The sequence below is a fragment of the Halobellus sp. MBLA0158 genome, assembly GCF_041477585.1.
Taxonomy (GTDB): domain Archaea; phylum Halobacteriota; class Halobacteria; order Halobacteriales; family Haloferacaceae; genus Haloquadratum; species Haloquadratum rubicundus.
In genome coordinates this window covers 162,437-178,662 of the sequence record NZ_JBGNYA010000001.1, presented here as the reverse complement: position 1 = coordinate 178,662, position 16,226 = coordinate 162,437, and the positions used below count along the sequence as shown (strand labels likewise).

The 16,226-nt window shown below is 69.8% G+C and carries 17 protein-coding genes; 9 read left to right on the top strand and 8 right to left on the bottom strand.

Annotated elements, in window-relative coordinates; translation table 11 throughout:
* Positions 1–29 precede the first annotated feature (29 nt).
* Positions 30–569: an NADPH-dependent FMN reductase gene (locus OS889_RS00885; RefSeq protein WP_372386599.1), complete on the bottom strand. Its 540-nt coding sequence runs from the start codon at positions 567–569 to the stop codon at positions 30–32.
* Positions 570–668: 99 nt separating this feature from the next.
* Between OS889_RS00885 and OS889_RS00880 the strand changes: the two genes are divergently transcribed.
* The gene (locus OS889_RS00880) at positions 669–2,048 is read left to right on the top strand and encodes a phosphoglucomutase/phosphomannomutase family protein (protein WP_372386598.1); all 1,380 of its coding nucleotides are present in this window, start codon (positions 669–671) and stop codon (positions 2,046–2,048) included.
* A gap of 1 nt (position 2,049) precedes the next feature.
* Here OS889_RS00880 and OS889_RS00875 read toward each other — a convergent pair whose 3' ends face one another.
* Entirely contained in the window at positions 2,050–2,493 is a 444-nt protein-coding gene (locus tag OS889_RS00875) for a GNAT family N-acetyltransferase (RefSeq protein WP_372386597.1), read from the bottom strand.
* Between the two features lie 6 nt (positions 2,494–2,499).
* On the bottom strand, positions 2,500–2,706 hold the full coding sequence (samp2, locus tag OS889_RS00870; protein ID WP_372386596.1) for a ubiquitin-like small modifier protein SAMP2: 207 nt from the start codon (positions 2,704–2,706) through the stop codon (positions 2,500–2,502).
* A gap of 124 nt (positions 2,707–2,830) precedes the next feature.
* Here samp2 and OS889_RS00865 point away from each other — a divergent pair, with 124 nt between their 5' ends.
* From OS889_RS00865 to OS889_RS00845, 5 genes are all read left to right on the top strand, one after another.
* Positions 2,831–5,809: a replication factor C small subunit gene (locus OS889_RS00865; RefSeq protein WP_372386595.1), complete on the top strand. Its 2,979-nt coding sequence runs from the start codon at positions 2,831–2,833 to the stop codon at positions 5,807–5,809.
* A gap of 112 nt (positions 5,810–5,921) precedes the next feature.
* Positions 5,922–8,690 carry an alanine--tRNA ligase gene (gene alaS, locus OS889_RS00860; RefSeq protein ID WP_372386594.1) on the top strand — a complete coding sequence of 923 codons (2,769 nt, stop codon included), beginning with the start codon at positions 5,922–5,924 and terminating at the stop codon, positions 8,688–8,690.
* Positions 8,691–8,774: 84 nt separating this feature from the next.
* Complete coding sequence (locus tag OS889_RS00855; RefSeq protein ID WP_372386593.1) at positions 8,775–9,362, top strand: DUF7504 family protein; 588 nt, start codon at positions 8,775–8,777, stop codon at positions 9,360–9,362.
* 124 nt (positions 9,363–9,486) lie between these two features.
* Positions 9,487–10,257 (top strand): alpha/beta fold hydrolase, encoded by a 771-nt coding sequence (locus OS889_RS00850; protein ID WP_372386592.1) that lies wholly within the window; start codon positions 9,487–9,489, stop codon positions 10,255–10,257.
* A gap of 63 nt (positions 10,258–10,320) precedes the next feature.
* Positions 10,321–11,022, top strand: a complete 702-nt coding sequence (locus OS889_RS00845; protein ID WP_372386591.1) for a type 1 glutamine amidotransferase — start codon at positions 10,321–10,323, stop codon at positions 11,020–11,022.
* Between the two features lie 22 nt (positions 11,023–11,044).
* Here OS889_RS00845 and OS889_RS00840 read toward each other — a convergent pair whose 3' ends face one another.
* Together OS889_RS00840 and OS889_RS00835 are read right to left on the bottom strand one after the other, a co-directional pair.
* The gene (locus tag OS889_RS00840) at positions 11,045–11,530 is read right to left on the bottom strand and encodes a cupin domain-containing protein (protein WP_372386590.1); all 486 of its coding nucleotides are present in this window, start codon (positions 11,528–11,530) and stop codon (positions 11,045–11,047) included.
* 48 nt (positions 11,531–11,578) lie between these two features.
* Entirely contained in the window at positions 11,579–12,241 is a 663-nt protein-coding gene (locus OS889_RS00835) for a hypothetical protein (RefSeq protein WP_372386589.1), read from the bottom strand.
* Between the two features lie 91 nt (positions 12,242–12,332).
* Between OS889_RS00835 and OS889_RS00830 the strand changes: the two genes are divergently transcribed.
* Both OS889_RS00830 and OS889_RS00825 read left to right on the top strand, forming a co-directional pair.
* A complete protein-coding gene (locus OS889_RS00830; RefSeq protein WP_372386588.1) occupies positions 12,333–12,653 on the top strand; it encodes a 4Fe-4S dicluster domain-containing protein in 321 nt (106 codons plus the stop codon).
* A gap of 151 nt (positions 12,654–12,804) precedes the next feature.
* Complete coding sequence (locus OS889_RS00825; protein ID WP_372386587.1) at positions 12,805–13,257, top strand: ferritin-like domain-containing protein; 453 nt, start codon at positions 12,805–12,807, stop codon at positions 13,255–13,257.
* Positions 13,258–13,280: 23 nt separating this feature from the next.
* On the opposite strand, the gene OS889_RS00820 is transcribed toward OS889_RS00825, so the two are convergent.
* The 3 genes from OS889_RS00820 to OS889_RS00810 are packed head-to-tail and all read right to left on the bottom strand — an operon-like array spanning position 13,281 to position 15,350.
* Positions 13,281–13,997, bottom strand: coding sequence for an energy-coupling factor transporter transmembrane component T family protein (locus OS889_RS00820; RefSeq protein ID WP_372386586.1), 717 nt, complete (start codon positions 13,995–13,997; stop codon positions 13,281–13,283).
* Positions 13,991–14,731, bottom strand: a complete 741-nt coding sequence (locus OS889_RS00815) for an energy-coupling factor ABC transporter ATP-binding protein (RefSeq protein WP_372386585.1) — start codon at positions 14,729–14,731, stop codon at positions 13,991–13,993. The genes OS889_RS00820 and OS889_RS00815 overlap by 7 nt, the downstream gene beginning before the upstream one ends.
* A 37-nt stretch (positions 14,732–14,768) precedes the next feature.
* Positions 14,769–15,350 (bottom strand): biotin transporter BioY, encoded by a 582-nt coding sequence (locus OS889_RS00810; RefSeq protein WP_372386584.1) that lies wholly within the window; start codon positions 15,348–15,350, stop codon positions 14,769–14,771.
* 126 nt (positions 15,351–15,476) lie between these two features.
* Here OS889_RS00810 and OS889_RS00805 point away from each other — a divergent pair, with 126 nt between their 5' ends.
* Positions 15,477–16,178: a conditioned medium-induced protein 4 gene (locus OS889_RS00805; protein ID WP_372386583.1), complete on the top strand. Its 702-nt coding sequence runs from the start codon at positions 15,477–15,479 to the stop codon at positions 16,176–16,178.
* The last annotated feature ends 48 nt before the right edge of the window (positions 16,179–16,226 follow it).

The following is a 16,226-nucleotide window of genomic DNA, read 5'->3' as shown; positions in this document are numbered from 1 at the left end:
GGCCATCCGCCGGCTGGCGCGCTCCCGGCTCAGGCGTTGGGATGCAGTCGCCGCGCCTCCGCGAGGACCGCCGCGCCCAGCTCTTCGAGTCGCCGCCGCGTGTCGTCGTCGGTGAGGTCGTCACCGTCGTACTTGCTCGACGCCTTCCGGATCCCGACCTGTTCGGGGACGGTGTGGCCGTGGACGCCGCGGACGGTGCTCCGCATGTGTTCGAGGGTCGCGCCGTAGGAGCCGCCGCCGGCGGTCGCGACGAGGCCGACGGCGGTGTCGCGGAACTCGTCTTTCGAGCAGTAGTCGTGGAAGTTCCGGAACGTCGAGGAGTACGAGCCGTGGTACACCGGCGAGCCGATGACGACGGCCTCGGCCTCGCGGACGCGACGCGTCAGCGTCTCGGACTGACCCTGTTCGTCCCGGTCGGGGTGGTACAGCGGCAGGTCGGCCGCGGCCAGATTGATGCAGTCGGTCTCGACGTCGGGCTCGTCTCCGACGGCCTCGAGGACGATCCCGAGCGACTTGCGGGTGTAGCTCCGGTCCCGGCGGCTGCCGCTGATGGCGACGACGGTGAGCATTACTCTCACTCGGACGCCGACCCCGAAAAGCGCGGCGGGGCGACCCGTCGAGGTCGTCGGGCGCCGTACCTTTTTGATCGCTGACGGAAACACCGCAGTATGGACGCGAACGCGATCTCTTTCGGCACCGACGGGTGGCGCGCGACGCTCGATACCTTCACCGACGATCGGGTCCGGATCGTCGGCCAGGCGGTCGCGGACTACCTCCGCGACGAGGGGTTCACAGAGCCCGTCCTCGTCGGCTACGACGCCCGGCCGAGCTCCGAGGGGTTCGCCGGCTCGCTGGCCGACGTGCTCACCGGCAACGGCTTCGACGTGCTCCTCCCCGAGCGCGACTGCCCGACGCCGCTCGTCGCGTACGCGATCGCCGACCGGGGGCTCTCGGGCGCGCTGATGATCACGGCCTCCCACAACCCCCCCGAGTACAACGGCGTGAAGTTCATCCCCGCCGACGGCGCCCCGGCGCTGCCAGCCGTGACCGACGCCGTCGCAGAGCGGCTCCGCGAGCCCGAACTTCTCCCGGAGGGCGAGCGCGGCGCCGTCCGCCGGGTCGACCTGGCGACGCCGCACTTCGAGCACGCCCGCGACCTGATCGACGCGGACCTCTCGGGGCTGACGGTGGTCCACGACGCGATGCACGGCTCGGGCCGGGGCGTCACCGACGAACTCCTCCGCTCGGCGGGCGCCGAGGTGGTGTGCATCCGCGACGACCGGGATCCCGAGTTCGGCGGGACGCCGCCCGAGCCGAGCGCCGAGAACCTCGAACCCCTCGTCGAGGCCGTCGAGGCCCACGACGCGGACCTGGGCGTCGCCAACGACGGCGACGCCGACCGCGTCGCGTTCGTCACGCCCGACCGCGGCCACCTCGACGAGAACCTCTTCTTCGCGGCCGCCTACGACTACCTGCTCGAATCCGACTCGGGCCCGGCGATCCGGACGGTCTCGACGACGTTCCTGATCGACCGCATCGCGGAGGCACACGGCGAGGAGGTCTTCGAGACCGCGGTCGGCTTCAAGTGGGTCGCCGAGGGGATGGCCGAGCACGACGCCCTGATGGGCGGCGAGGAGTCCGGCGGCTTCTCCATCCGGGGTCACGTCCGCGAGAAGGACGGCGTCCTGATGGCGCTGCTCGGCGCCGCCGCCGTAGCCGAGGAGCCGATGGACGAGCGCGTCGACCGCCTGCTCGACACTCACGGCGACATCGTCGCGGACAAGATCAGCCTCGACTGCCCCGACGCCGAGAAGGAGCGGGTCATCGCCGACCTCGACGACGCCCTCCCCGAGCAGGTCGCCGGCCGCGACATCGCCGAGGTCGTCACCCTCGACGGCTTCAAGCTCCTGCTCGACGACGGCTCGTGGTTCCTGATCCGGCCCTCGGGCACCGAACCGAAGATGCGCGTCTACGCGGAGGCCGCGAGCCAGGAGCGCGCCGACGCCCTCCTGGCGGCCGGCCGGGACCTGGTCGAGCCGCTGATCTGACTCAGACCCGGACACCGAGCAGGCGCTTCTCGGACATATCGGCGCCGTCCTCGCGGATCTCGAACCCGAGCGACTCGTAGAAGGGCCGCACCGACTCGCGGAACCGCGCGATCAGCGGCCCGGTCGCGCGCTCGTCGACCGCCGCCACGAGCGCGCGGCCGATCCCGCGCCCGCGTCGCGAGCGGTGGACGGCGACGTGTTCGATCTCGGTGACCGGAGCGTCCGCGTCGCCGACGCTCGCGGGTGCCCGAGCGGGGTCGTCGAACACGCACCCCCCGACGACGCGCTCGTCATCCGCCCCGTCGCCGACGACGGCGACGAGCGCGCTGCCGCGCTCGATCCGCTGTCTGAGCCGTTCCCGTGAGAAATCCAGCATCGCGGCGTCGAGCAGCCGCTCGATGTCGTCGGCGTCGTCGCCGGTCGCCTCGCGGACGGTGGCCGCCATCGCCCGTCACTCCGCGCCGCCCTTGATGAGCCTGAGCACCCGCACTCGCTCGGCCTCGACCGGCTGGTCCTCCGGCACCGGCGAGCCGTCGACGAGGACCGAGGTCTCGTGCGGCGAGTAGCCCACCGCCCGGACGACGTCGGCGTAGGTCCCGTCGTCGTCGACTTCGACGTCCGTTTCGCCCTCGCCGACGACTTCGACGCGCACGCGCATATCCCCGCTTGACGCGTCGCGGGCTTGCGCGTTTCGCTCCGGTGTCGCCGTCGCCGTCGATCCTCCGCCAGCCGGCCGATCGGAACGCGGGTGGTTTATCACCCGCCGGATCCGTCTGGTCCGTATGAGCGAGGCCGACGCGCCCGCGGACGACGACACCCCGGCCGGGCGCGAGATCTGGATCGAGAAGTTCCGGCCAGAGCGGCTGGCAGACATCCACGGACAGGAGGAGATCGTCGACCGACTCCAGTCGTACGTCGACCGCGACGACCTGCCGCACCTGCTCTTCGCCGGTCCGGCCGGCGTGGGGAAGTGCGTGACGGGTGATACGCCAGTACTCACGAATCACGGTGTCGAGCGTATCGGCTCCGTCGTCGGCGATGTCGAGGGGTTCGACGATCCCGACGACGACCTGGAAGTGCTCTCGCTCACGGATTCGAACGACTTCGAGTACGTCCGCCCCTCACACGTGTTCGGCAAGCGGACCTCTGAACTCCGGCGGATCGAGACGCGCGACGGGAACGTGATGGAAGTCACGCCCGAGCACAAACTGCTCGTCGCGACCGAAGACGGTCTCAGTTGGAAGGAAGCGGCCGAGGTCACCGACGGCGACCGGATCGCTCGACCGCGACGGACACCGACCCCTTCCGGGAACGCCGACGGAGAACGCGTCGCCCTCGACTGGCTTGACGCGGTCGACGACGATCGGATCCGGGTTTCCGTTACCGACGCGTTCGCCGCCGAGTTCGACCTCCCCGAGACGACGGTCTCACCGTCGGCACTCCGCGCGCTGGACGCGTCTACCGACCGGCTGCGCGCGGGTGTCGAATCGATCCAGTACGTCAGCGCGTCCGGCGGGCGCTCTCGACCGATCACGCCGCCGTGGCGACTGACGCCCGAGCTGGCGCGGTTCGTCGGTCTCGCGGTGGCCGAAGCGCGGATCGAGAACGGCCGGATCAAGTTCTACAACACCGACGACGGGCTCTGCGATGCGTTCGCTAGTGCGGCCGAGTCGCTGTTCGCTCTCGCCCCCGAGCGCGGCATCCAGAAGGATGTCCCCTACGTCGCACTCCGGTCGAAGATGCTCACGCACCTGCTCCGTGCGTCGTTCGACGTCTTCGAGAGCGCGAGCGGTGGCACGGGAATCGGATCGACGCTCGTCGCCGGCGACGACGAGAGCCGCGCGGCGTTCCTTCGTGCGATGTTCGACGGCGAGGCGCACGTTTCGGATCACGGCATCATCGAACTGATCCAAAAGAACGAAGCACACATCACGCTGCTCTCGTACCTCCTCTCGTCGTTCGGTGTCCCGAGCCGTCGCAAAACGGTCGAGAAGTCTGCGACCAACGGATCCGGGACCATACGTGAGTACCACGCCCTCTATATTTCGGGTGCTCCGGCGCTCAGACGGTTCTCCGAGCAGGTCGGATTCGATATCGACGCAAAACAGCGGAAGCTCGAGGCGAATGCGAGAAAAGCCTCGAATCCAAACCACGACACGATCCCACGACAGCGAGCCGCTCGGCGTCTGTGCGAGCGTCTCAATCTCCCCGTCGAGTCGCTCCTCTCGAACACGCTCGATCCGAAGAACCCCGGACGAGAGACACACCGGGCGGAACTCACAGACGTCGTCGAAGCGGCGACGGAGCGGTTAGAATCGGCACAGGAAGTTCTTTCTCGCATCGAAGCCCTCTCGCGGGAACTCGATACCACCAGTGCGATACCAGCGACGTGGATCGGGACGCGCGAGTCTCTCGAACCCATCTCCGTTCGGCGGGAAGTCAGCGAGTCCACTGGCGTTCGGAGCGACCGATTACTCGAATACGCAGACGGGCGGCGGACTCCATACGCATCGCGTGTCTGTCGCCTTGTGTCCGAATTTGACGCGGGACCGGACCCCTCAGTTCCCGATTCGCCGTCCGGAAGCGGACCGGACATCGAACGGCTACAGCGTGACCTCTCGACGTGCGTCGACGCGCTCGGCGTCTCTTACGAACGGATCGCGGAGGGAACTGATCTCCGCGGTCTCGACGTAAACAATCTCCTGAACACTGACGATCACGAACTCGGATCGCTGGCCCGGTTCGAGACGGTGGCGGATCGACTCCGTACGGTGGCGAACGAGATGCTCTCGCTCGACGTAATCGAACTCCTCGACGACGTTTCGCGGGTCGCCGACTCGGACCTCTATTACGACGAGGTGACTCACGTCGAAACGGTCGACGAGTCTCGCCGCGTGTACGACCTCACTGTCCCATCTTCGCGAAACTACGTCGCCGGTGACGTCCCGACGGTAATGCACAACACGACCGCAGCCACCGCCATCGCGCGCGAACTCTACGGCGACGACTGGGAGGAGAACTTCCTCGAACTCAACGCCTCCGACGAGCGCGGTATCGACGTCGTCAGAGATAGAATCAAGAACTTCGCGCGGTCGTCGTTCGGCGGCCACGACTACCGGATCATCTTCCTCGACGAGGCCGACTCGCTCACCGACGACGCCCAGTCGGCGCTCCGCCGGACGATGGAGCAGTTCTCCGACAACACGCGCTTCATCCTCTCGTGTAACTACTCCTCGAAGATCATCGACCCGATCCAGTCCCGCTGTGCGGTGTTCCGCTTCGCGCCGCTCTCGGACGCGGCCGTCCGCGACCAGGTCGAAGAGATCGCCGCGAGCGAGGACATCGAGGTGACAGACGACGGCCTCGACGCCCTGGTCTACGCCGCGGGCGGCGATATGCGCCGCGCGATCAACTCCCTCCAGGCGGCGGCCACGACGGGCGACGTCGTCGACGAGGAGGCGGTGTTTATGATCACTTCCACGGCGAGGCCCGAGGACATCGAGGAGATGGTCAGCGCCGCCATCGAGGGCGACTTCGCGAGCGCCCGCGCGAAACTGGAGACGCTGCTGGTCGACACCGGGATGGCCGGCGGCGACATCATCGACCAACTGCACCGCTCGGCGTGGGACTTCGACCTCGACGAGCGGACGACGATCCGGCTGATGGAGCGCATCGGCGAGGCCGACTACCGGATCACCGCCGGCGCCAACGAGCGGGTCCAACTGGAGGCGCTGTTGGCGTCGCTGGCGGCCGAAGAGTGAGCGTCCGAGCGCCCGTCGCGGGTCTAATCCCTCGTTAAACGGGCTCGCGCTCCCGTCCGCGATCTCGCGCACCCGGAACTGTTTTACCCGGCCGTTGGCCAACTGACTCGTAATGAGTGAACTCGAAGCGGAGTACCGTCTCGACTACTTCGAGGAGGAGGGGTTCCACCGGAAGCAGTGTCCGGTGACCGGCGTCCACTTCTGGACGCGGGACCCCGACCGCGAGACCTGCGGCGAACCGCCCGCGGACGACTACTCCTTCATCGACAACCCCGGCTTCGACGAGGAGTACACCCTCGAAGAGATGCGCGAGGAGTTCCTCTCGTTCTTCGAGGAGCACGGCCACGAGCGCATCGAGCCGTACCCCGTCGCCGCCAACCGCTGGCGCGACGACGTCCTCCTGACCCAGGCGTCGATCTACGACTTCCAGCCGCTCGTCACCTCGGGCCAGACCCCGCCGCCGGCGAACCCGCTCTGTATCTCCCAGCCCTGCATCCGGATGCAGGACATCGACAACGTGGGCAAGACCGGCCGCCACACGATGGCCTTCGAGATGATGGCCCACCACGCCTTCAACGCCCGCGAGGAGGTCGAAGACGCCTACGCCTACGAGGGCGAGGTCTACTGGAAAGACAAGACCGTCGAGCTCTGCGACGAGTTCTTCGAGCACATGGGCGCGAACCTGGAGGAGATCACCTACATCGAGGACCCGTGGGTCGGCGGCGGCAACGCCGGGCCCGCCTTCGAGGTCTTATACCGGGGCGCCGAGCTCGCCACGCTCGTCTTCATGTCGATGGAACAGGACGAGGAGGGTGACTACGAGATGAAAGACGGGAACCGGTACTCGCCGATGGACACCTACATCGTCGACACCGGCTACGGCCTCGAACGCTGGACGTGGGTGTCCCAGGGGACCCCCACCGTCTATGAGGCGGTCTACCCCGAGATGATCGAATTCCTGAAGGACAACGCCGGGATCGAGCTCACCGACGAGGACGAGGAGCTCGTCCACCGCGCGGCGAAGCTCTCGGGCTACCTCGACATCGACGAGGTCGACGACCTGACGGCCGCCCGCGCCGACGTCGCCGACGAGCTCGGCGTCGACCGCGAGGAACTCACCGAACTCCTCGAACCCCTGGAGACGATCTACGCCATCGCCGACCACTGCCGGACGCTGGCGTACATGTTCGGCGACGAGATCGTCCCCTCGAACGTCGGCACGGGCTACCTCGCGCGGATGGTCCTCCGCCGCACGAAGCGCCTCGTCGACGACGTCGGCGTCGACGCGCCGCTCGACGAGCTCGTCGATATGCAGGCCGAGCGCCTGGGCTACGAGAACCGCGACACGATCCGCGACATCGTCCGAACGGAAGAGCGCAAGTACCGCGAGACGCTCGAACGCGGCCGCCGGAAGGTCGAGACGCTCGCGGCCGACTACGCCGACAAGGACGAACCCATCCCGGTCGAAGAGCTCATCGAGCTGTACGACTCCCACGGCATCCAGCCCGAGATGGTCGCGGAGATCGCCGACGAGCGCGGCGCCGACGTCGACGTCCCCGACGACTTCTACTCGCTCGTGGCCGACCGCCACGGCGGCGAGGGCGCCTCCCGCGAGGCCGTAGAGCGCGAGGAGCGCCTCGCTGACCTTCCGGAGACCGAGAAGCTCTACTACGACGACCAGGAGCGCACGGAGTTCGAGGCCGTCGTGCTGGACGTCATCGAGCGCGAGGAGGGCTACGACGTCGTCCTCGACCAGACGATGTTCTACCCCGAGGGCGGGGGCCAGCCCGCCGACCACGGGACGCTCGCGACAGACGACGCGACCGTCCAGGTCACGGACGTCCAGGCCCGAAGCGGCGTGGTCCTCCACCGCGCCGACGCCAACCCCGGCAAGGGCGAGTTCGTCCGCGGGCAGCTCGACGTCGAGCGCCGCCGCCGCCTGATGCGCCACCACACCGCGACCCACGTGATCGGCTACGCGGCGCGGCAGGTCCTCGGCGAGCACGTCCGCCAGGCCGGCGCGCAGAAGGGCACCGACCGCGCCCGCCTGGACGTCGCCCACTACGAGCGCATCACCCGCGAGGAGGTGAAGGAGATCGAGGCGGTCGCCAACGACGTCGTCCGGCAGAACCTCACGGTCAAGCAGCGCTGGCCCGACCGCCACGAGGCCGAGAAGGAACACGGCTTCGACCTCTACCAGGGCGGCATCCCGCCGGGCGAGACGATCCGCACCATCACCGTCGGCGACGACGTCCAGGCCTGCGGCGGCACCCACGTGAGCCGGACGGGCGACATCGGCGCGATCAAGATCCTCTCGACGGAGCCGGTCCAAGACGGCGTCGAGCGGATCGCCTTCGCCGCCGGCGACGCCGCGATCGAGGCCACCCAGCGCACCGAGGACGCGCTCTACGAGGCGGCCGACGTGCTCGACGTGACGCCCGAGGACGTCCCCGAGACCGCCGAGCGGTTCTTCACCGAGTGGAAGGAGCGCGGCAAGACGATCGACCGGCTGAAGACCGAGCTCGCGGAGGCGCGCGCCGCGGCCGGCGAGGACGCCATCGACGTCGACGGGACGCCCGCGGTCGTCCGGCGGCTCGACGGCGACGCCGACGAGCTGCGCGCGACCGCCAACGCGCTCGTCGAGGAGGGCACGATCGCCGTCCTCGGCTCGGGCGCGGGCGACAGCGCCCAGTTCGTCGTCGGCGTCCCCGACGACGTCGGGATCAACGCGGGCGAGGTCGTCGGCCGACTCGCCGCGAAGGTCGGCGGCGGCGGGGGCGGCCCGCCGGACTTCGCCCAGGGCGGCGGTCCCGACGTCGACGCCCTCGACGAGACGCTCGAAGAAGCGCCCGAGGTCCTCCGCGCGGTCCAGAGCGCCTGAGACGCCCCCGCTCTCGTCGTCGCGTTGGCGGTCGTCGGTTCCGCCGACAAAAGACTTATCGACAGCTGTAATCGATCTAACATTGTGTCCTCCTTAGAACAGGCCGTCGAACGGATCGGTGACGCTAACGCCGTTCTCGTCCTCCGTCCGCGGACCGCCGCCGCCGCGGACGGCCGGTGCAAGCGCCTACTTCTCAACGGCCGCGACGAGGTCGACGTCCTCGGCGTCGACTTCTCGACGCCGCCGTCGGGATGGTACGACGAGTGGGCCGAGGTGGTCGACGGCGGGCCCGCGAACGCCGCCCTGATCACGACCCCGGACCTCGCTGACGCCGACGACCCCGCCGAGGCGCTCTCGGTCGAGACCGTCGCGAGCCCCTCGAACCTCACCGGCGTCGGCGTGAAGTTCACACCGTACCTGAACGAGTGGAACGACCCGGTCGTGACCGTGGAGTCGCTGACGGTGTTGCTCCAGTACGCGGACCCGCAGATCGTCTACCGGTTCCTCCACGTGCTCACGAGCCGGCTCCGCGCGGCCGACGCGTGCGGGCAGTTCTTCTTCGATTCGACTGCTCAGGACGACCAGACCGTCGAACTCCTCAAGACGCTCTTCGATGCGGTCCTCGAATACGAGGGCGACGACGAGTGGACGGTCAGCTGTCGGGCCGGATAGAGTGGGGTCGCGACAGCCGTTTCCGTTCCTGCTCTCGCTTCGACTCCCGTCTTCGCTTCCGTTCTTGTTCCCGTTTTCCGACCGGCTCCGGGACGCCTAAACCGTCCGCGGCCCACCGTCCGGTATGCCCACGGTCTCGAACGACGGCGTCGACCTCTACTACGAGACGGCCGGCGCCGGCGAGACGGTCGCCTTCGTCGGCGACGTCGGCTACGGCGCCTGGCAGTGGGGCTGGCAACACGCCGCGGTCGCCGGGCCCTACCGGAGCCTCGTGGCCGACCTCCGCGGGTGCGGGCGATCGGACGCGCCCGCGGGCCCGTACTCGGTTTCGACGCTCGCCGACGACCTCACGACGGTCCTCTCGGACGCCGGCGCCCGCTCGGCGCACGTCGTCGGCGCGGGCCTCGGCGGGATGGTCGCGCTCTCCGCCGCCCGCGAGACGGCCCGCGTGGACAGCCTCACGCTCGTCGGCACCGCCGCCCGCGGCGACGGCCTCGACCTCGATCCGCTGTGGGGCGCACCCGACGACCCCGACGCGCTCGAACGGTCGCTCGCGGCGGCGCTCTCTCCGTCCTTCGTCGACGACCGCCCCGGCGAGGTCGAGCGGATGGTCGAGTGGCGCGCGAGCGAGGACGCCGACCGGGCGGCGTGGGCGGCCCAAGCGGCCGCCGTCTCGGACTTCGACGTCTCCGACGCGCTCTACGAGATCACAGAGCCGGCGCTCGTGCTCCACGGCGCCGACGACGCAATTTGGCCGGTCGAGCGGGGTCGGACGCTGGCCGAGGGCCTCCCGCGCGGGGCGTTCCGTGCCGTCGAGGACGCCGGCCACCTCGTCCACGTCGAGGCCTCAAAGCGGGTCAACGACGAACTGCTCGGGTTCCTGGCCGACGGGTAGACGGGCGTCCAGTCCTCGCGACCCGGCGCAAGCCACTTCCCTCCGCGTCGCCTCGTCCAGACGATGACTGCGGCACGCGACCGACCACGCCTCGCCCTCCTCGACGCCTCGAAGAGCGATCACACCCGGCGGAACTTCCGGCGCGAACTCGACGCGGACCTCGTCGAGTTCGACGTCACGGACAACGACCGCCCGGCGGGCTTCGACTTCGACGGCGTCGTGATCACGGGCTCGCGGACCTCCGTCTACTGGGACCGCGACTGGATCCGGCCGCTCGTCGACTACGTCGCCGCGGCCCACGAGCGCGGCCTCCCGATCCTGGGCGTCTGTTACGGCCACCAGGTCCTCGCGTCGGCGCTCGGCGGCCGCGTCGAGGACATGGGCGAGTACGAGATCGGCTACCGGGAGATCCGCAAACTCGAAGACGACGACCTCTTCGAGGGCATCCCCGAGTCGTTCACGGCCTTCACGACCCACTCGGACGTCGTCACCGAACTCCCGCCCGACGCCGAACTGCTCGCCGAGAACGACTACGGAGTCCACGCCTTCCGGTGCGGCGACGCCTGGGGCGTCCAGTTCCACCCCGAGTACGACCGCGACACCGCCGCGACGGTGACGAAGGGCAAGGACCTGCCCGACGAGCGGATCCAGTCCGTGCTGGACGGCATCGACCGGGACAACTACGAGGCCGCCTGCCGGACGAAGCGGCTCTTCGAGAACTTCACCTCGCACGTCCGTCGCGTGCGAGAGGCGCCCGCGCAGTAGCGCCGGGCCCGCTCTGTCGCGGCTAAGATTCGTCCTCCCAGTAATCCACGTCGTCGTCCTCGCGGTAGTAGCCCGCGACGACGCGCTCGTCCTCGTCGCCGCCGGGCGGCGAGCCCGCGTAGACGCCGATCTTCCCCGAGTCGGGATAGACCGTCACGTCCGGGTCCCGCATCGTCGACACCGCGAGGAAGCGCAGCGGCTCGTCGCCGTCGTTGCGGAGCCGGTGGGCGCCGTCCTCGCTGGCGGGGAAGTCGCAGTAGTCGCCCGCCGCGATGGGTTCCTCGCCGTCGGGCGTCCGGAGGGTCCCGCGGCCCGAGAGCACGTAGATCGCCTCTGCATTTCCGGTGTGGAAGTGGTACGGCCACGACGACCCGCCCGGCGGGAGCTCATAGAGGCTCGCGCCGAGGTCGGAGACGTCGGTCTCGGCGCCCAGTTCCTTGCGCCGGAAGTGCGTCGTCTCGCGTTCGGTCTCGCTCCAGTCGAGGTCGGCTTCGTTGACCCGTCCCATAGCGACCGTTCGGCCCTCCCGAATGTCAATCAGGGGGTGCGAACGGCCTCACTCCAAGAGGATCGTAAAGCCCCACTCCGCGGACGACTGCGGCTCTGCGTCCTCGGACACGATCGAGATCGTGGTCTCGAAGCGGTACTCCCCGACCGGGAGGCAGGCGTCCTCGCCGGGGGTCGCATAGAGGTCGACCGGGCGACCGCTCGATCCGCCGGCGTCGATCTCGAAGGTCCGGTACTCCTCGGTGACGGCGACGTCGTCCGTGAGTCGCCAGCAATCGGGCTCAGCGGGGAACTCCTCTCCGCCCGGGAGCAACACGAGCGCGCCCGAGCCGTCCCTGACGTACTCGAAGTGTACCGCTCGGCCCTCGCCGACTCTGACGCGCTCGTCGCCCGCGTTGGTGAGGACGGTCCGGAGGCGCGGCGGGTGCGCGGCCGTCGCGGCCTCGCGGACGATTTCCACCTCGGGCTCGATCGGAAGGTCGATCGCGCCGTCGACGGCGGCGATCGTGACGCCCGGCCCGCCCGTGCCGCTGGGGCGGGTGTCCGTGGCCCCGCCGGTGCCGCCTCCGTCGTCCGGGCCGGGAGAGCCGCCGTCGGCCCTCGGCGCGCCGCCGAGACAGCCGGCGAGACCGGTCAGTGCCGCGGATCCGATGCCGGTGCCGATACCGCGGAGGAGTCGTCGTCGCGTCGCCGTCGATCGTGGCGGGGCCATACCCCTCCGAGGACGCCGGAGCGTAAAGAGGTACGTCCGCCCGTCCGCGACACCGACGCCGTTTTCCTCCCGTCGGGAGAAAGGGCGGCAAATGGGAATCGATCCGAACTTCGACAGCAACCGCGAGCAGGTCGGCACCGAAAACGGGGTCGACGTCTGGGGTCCCGTCGACCCGCCGGAGAAACTGGGCATCCACGGCACCCACGTCGCCGTCGACTACGACATCTGCATCGCCGACGGCGCGTGTCTGGAGAACTGTCCGGTCGACGTGTTCACGTGGGTCGACACGCCCGACCACCCCGAATCGGAGCGGAAGGTCGAGCCGACCTACGAGGACCAGTGCATCGACTGTATGCTGTGTGTCGACATCTGTCCGGTCGATGCCATCGACGTCGATGCCTCGCGCTCCTGATACTGTCGGACACAACTGTTTCAAGATATTCGCCGCCCCGGGCGCCGAAATTCTTCACAGACTTGTGTCCGACAGTATGACCCCGACGGGTCGGGGCGACGGTTCTCGCCGTCGACAGTATCTTGCCGCCGCCCGTCGAACTACGGACGCTATGTCTGACGAAGTCGTCCGGCTGCTGCAGAAGGCGTATCAGGACGAGATCGAGACCGTGATGAACTACCTCTCGAACTCGATCGTCCTCGACGGCGTCCGCGCCGAGGAGATCAAAGAGTCCCTCCAGCAGGACATCCAGGAGGAACTCACCCACGCCGAGCAGCTCGGCAATCGGCTCAAACAGCTCGACGAGCACCCGCCCGGGTCGGCCGCGTTCGAGGCGACCCAGACGACCCTCCAGCCGCCCGAGGACACCACGGACGTCCTCGCTGTCATCCGCGGCGTCCTCGACGCCGAGGAGGACGCGATCGCGACCTACCGGGATCTCATCGACGCCGCCGAGGAGGCCGACGACCCCGTGACGGAGGACCTCGCGGTGACGATCCTGGCCGACGAGGAGGCCCACCGCACGGAGTTCCGCGGCTTCGAGAAGGAGTACGAAGGGTCGTAACGGCGGTCGCGGTCCCCGTCTGATCAGAGCAGCGCCGACGCCGCCAGCGCGCCCGCGACGCCCAGCCCGAGGGCGTCGGACCGACCGAACCGGAGCGCCGGGAGCGTGGGATTCCACGCGAAACACCGGGCCCGGAGCGCGAGCGCGAGCCGGTCGGCCCGGCCGAACGCCCGTCGGAGTCCGGCGGCCGCGACGACCTGCATCCGGTCCCGAAGCGGCCGCTCCGTGCCGAGCCTCGCCCGCGAGGCGTCCCGGACGCGACCGAGATCCGCCCGCAGGAGCGGCACGAACCGGAACACGAGCGCGACGCCGACGCCCAGCAGTCGCCCGGGCTTCCCGGGCACGAGCCGCTGGATCGCCGCGCGGGAGTCGCGGACGGGCGTCGTCTCCAGGTACGTCGCCGACACGAGGAGGATCAGGAGGACGCGGTAGCTCGCGAGCAGCGGGCCGGCGGCCGCGCCGGAATCGAGGCCGACCGTCCACCCGCGGAGGTCGACGCCGACGGTCGCCACGAGCGGCCCGGCGACCAGGAAGGGAAGCGCGGGCAGGTAGCCGCGGACCGCGCGGATCGGCGAGACGCGGCCGCTGGCCAGAAAGAGCCCGGCGACGCCCGTCAGCGCGGCGAGCCCGCGGGGCGTCGTGTGGGCGAACGCCGCGAGCGCGAACGCCGCCTGGCAGAGGAGCTTGGTCCGCGGGTCGAGCCGGTGAGCGAGGGAGTCGCCGGGGCGGTAGCTCAGCATCCGTCGCTCCGCGCGTCAGTGCTCCCGCGCTCTGCTTCGGGCACCCGCACGTCGTAGTCGGGAAGAGCCGCCCGCGCGGTTTCGGGGTCATCGTCGACGACGACGCGCCCCGCCGACATCGCGACCACCCGATCGGCGAGGTCGAGGACGTCGCGCAGGTCGTGGGTCACGACCACGACGCTCGTTCCGTCGGCGGCGAGCGCGCGGAGGCGATCGAGGACCGACTCGCGGGCGGGCGCGTCGAGCCCGGTGAACGGCTCGTCGAGGACGAGGTGGTCGGGCTCCATCGCCACGGCGCCCGCGATCGCGACGCGCTCGCGCTCGCCGCCCGAGAGGTCTGTCACGCGGTCGTCTTCGCGGCCGGCGAGGTTCACCGCTGCCAGCGCGTCCGCGACGCGCCGGTCGATTTCTCCCCGTTCGAGCCCGAGGTTCTCGGGCCCGAAGGCGACGTCGGCGCCGACGGTGGCCGCGACGAACTGGTCTCTCGGATCCTGAAACACCATCCCCACGGCGGTCCGAGCGGCCACGAGGTCCGCGCCGACCGCGCGGCCGTTCACCGCGACCGATCCCGAATCGGGCTCTAAGAGGCCGTTGAAGTGCCGCACGAGGGTTGTCTTGCCGGAGCCGTTCGCGCCCGCGAGGACGACGCACTCGCCGTCCCCGATCTCGATCGAGACGCCGTCGACCGCGACGGCGTCGCCGTAGCGGTGGACTAGGTTCTCGGTGCGGATCACGGTGCGGCTCTCGTCGCCCTGAGTCTGACGAGGCGCTTCACGCGGCCGCGGCCGCGTCGCTCCGGACGACGCCGACGGCGGCGGCGATCTTCACGGCCTCGAACGGCACGAACGCCAGCGCGCTCACGGTGAAGGCCTCCACGAGCCCGACGTTCTGGACCAGGGAGAAACCGACCGTCCCGAGCGCGTAGATCACGACCGTCCCGGCGACCATCCCGGCGACGAGCCGGGCCGTCCCGACGTTCTTCGGGTCCGCGAGGTCGTCGGTGCCGTGGACGACGGCGCCGATCAGCGCGGCGGCGATCGGGTACGACCAGAGGTAGCCCGCGGTGTAGCCGACGAGCGGGCCGATGCCGGCGGAGCCGCCCGCGAAGATCGGCGCGCCGGCGGCCCCCGCGGCGAGGTAGAACGCGAGCGAGACGCCGCCCCAGACCGGCCCGAGGAAGATCCCCGCGAGGAAGACCCCGAGCACCTGGAGGCTCACCGGGACGGGCGAGATCGGATTTGGAAACGACACGTACGCGAACGCGCCGGTGAGCGCCGCAAACAACGCCGCCCGCGCGACGTTGCCGACGACGTCGTCGCCGACGAGTTCGACCGACTCCGTCTCTGTCGACATACTCTCCCGTGTCTCGTAAACTCGTATGAATCGTTCGGTTTACGAATTGGGTAGGGACCGTGCGGATCGCATCGGAGGCGCGCCCGACGACAATCTTTGTACGTCCGCGGGGCGTATCGCCGCCCGATGGACGACAAGACGGCCGAACTCCGCGACCTGTTCGTGTCGACCACGGGCGAGGAGACCGTGACGGAGTCCCAGTCCGACCCGCGCGGGTCGCTGTCGAGCGCCGACGACGCGACCGTCGACGAGCGCCTGACCGAACTCGTCGAGGAGATGCGCGAGCGCTACGACTTCGCGTCGTCGCTGTCGACGGCCGACCTCCGGGAGGTCGTCCGCGGCTTCTTCGAACCCGAGATCGACGGCGCCGGGCCGGAGTCGTGGTCGCGGGACGCCGACGCCGCACTCGCGGCGTCGCTCGACACCGACGCAGACGCGGACGATATCTTCCGCGCGCGGATGGACCTCCACCTCGTCGCGGCGACCGACCGCGACGCCCCGTTCCCCTACGAGCGACTCCGCGCGCTCGTGTCGCGGGCGAGCGACGAGGGCGGCGTCGGGACCGGCGCGGATGTCGACGATGTCGATCTGGCCGAATCGCTCGCGGCGTCGGAGGGCGTCGACTCCGCGCCCGACGCCGAGACGGTCCGCCGCTATCGCCGCGTCGCGGCGGCCGACCTCGCCTCCCGGCGCGCGAGCCACCGCTTCCGCGACGCCTTCGCGGAACTGCTCACAGACGCGGACCTCTCGACGCGGCTCGCGGAGGACGCCCGCGAGGACGGCCTGCGCGAGGCCACAGAAGACATCGAGACCGACGTGTCGCTGTGAGTCCCGACCGATCACTTCCGCCGCGGGTGGCGAAGACTCTTACCCGGT

Coding starts and splice junctions, on each gene's coding strand:
- OS889_RS00885 (WP_372386599.1), bottom strand. CDS start 569: ATGCTCACCGTCGTCGCCATCAGCGGCAGCCGCCGGGACCGGAGCTAC.
- OS889_RS00880 (WP_372386598.1), top strand. CDS start 669: ATGGACGCGAACGCGATCTCTTTCGGCACCGACGGGTGGCGCGCGACG.
- OS889_RS00875 (WP_372386597.1), bottom strand. CDS start 2,493: ATGGCGGCCACCGTCCGCGAGGCGACCGGCGACGACGCCGACGACATC.
- samp2 (WP_372386596.1), bottom strand. CDS start 2,706: ATGCGCGTGCGCGTCGAAGTCGTCGGCGAGGGCGAAACGGACGTCGAA.
- OS889_RS00865 (WP_372386595.1), top strand. CDS start 2,831: ATGAGCGAGGCCGACGCGCCCGCGGACGACGACACCCCGGCCGGGCGC.
- alaS (WP_372386594.1), top strand. CDS start 5,922: ATGAGTGAACTCGAAGCGGAGTACCGTCTCGACTACTTCGAGGAGGAG.
- OS889_RS00850 (WP_372386592.1), top strand. CDS start 9,487: ATGCCCACGGTCTCGAACGACGGCGTCGACCTCTACTACGAGACGGCC.
- OS889_RS00845 (WP_372386591.1), top strand. CDS start 10,321: ATGACTGCGGCACGCGACCGACCACGCCTCGCCCTCCTCGACGCCTCG.
- OS889_RS00840 (WP_372386590.1), bottom strand. CDS start 11,530: ATGGGACGGGTCAACGAAGCCGACCTCGACTGGAGCGAGACCGAACGC.
- OS889_RS00835 (WP_372386589.1), bottom strand. CDS start 12,241: ATGGCCCCGCCACGATCGACGGCGACGCGACGACGACTCCTCCGCGGT.
- OS889_RS00830 (WP_372386588.1), top strand. CDS start 12,333: ATGGGAATCGATCCGAACTTCGACAGCAACCGCGAGCAGGTCGGCACC.
- OS889_RS00825 (WP_372386587.1), top strand. CDS start 12,805: ATGTCTGACGAAGTCGTCCGGCTGCTGCAGAAGGCGTATCAGGACGAG.
- OS889_RS00820 (WP_372386586.1), bottom strand. CDS start 13,997: ATGCTGAGCTACCGCCCCGGCGACTCCCTCGCTCACCGGCTCGACCCG.
- OS889_RS00810 (WP_372386584.1), bottom strand. CDS start 15,350: ATGTCGACAGAGACGGAGTCGGTCGAACTCGTCGGCGACGACGTCGTC.
- OS889_RS00805 (WP_372386583.1), top strand. CDS start 15,477: ATGGACGACAAGACGGCCGAACTCCGCGACCTGTTCGTGTCGACCACG.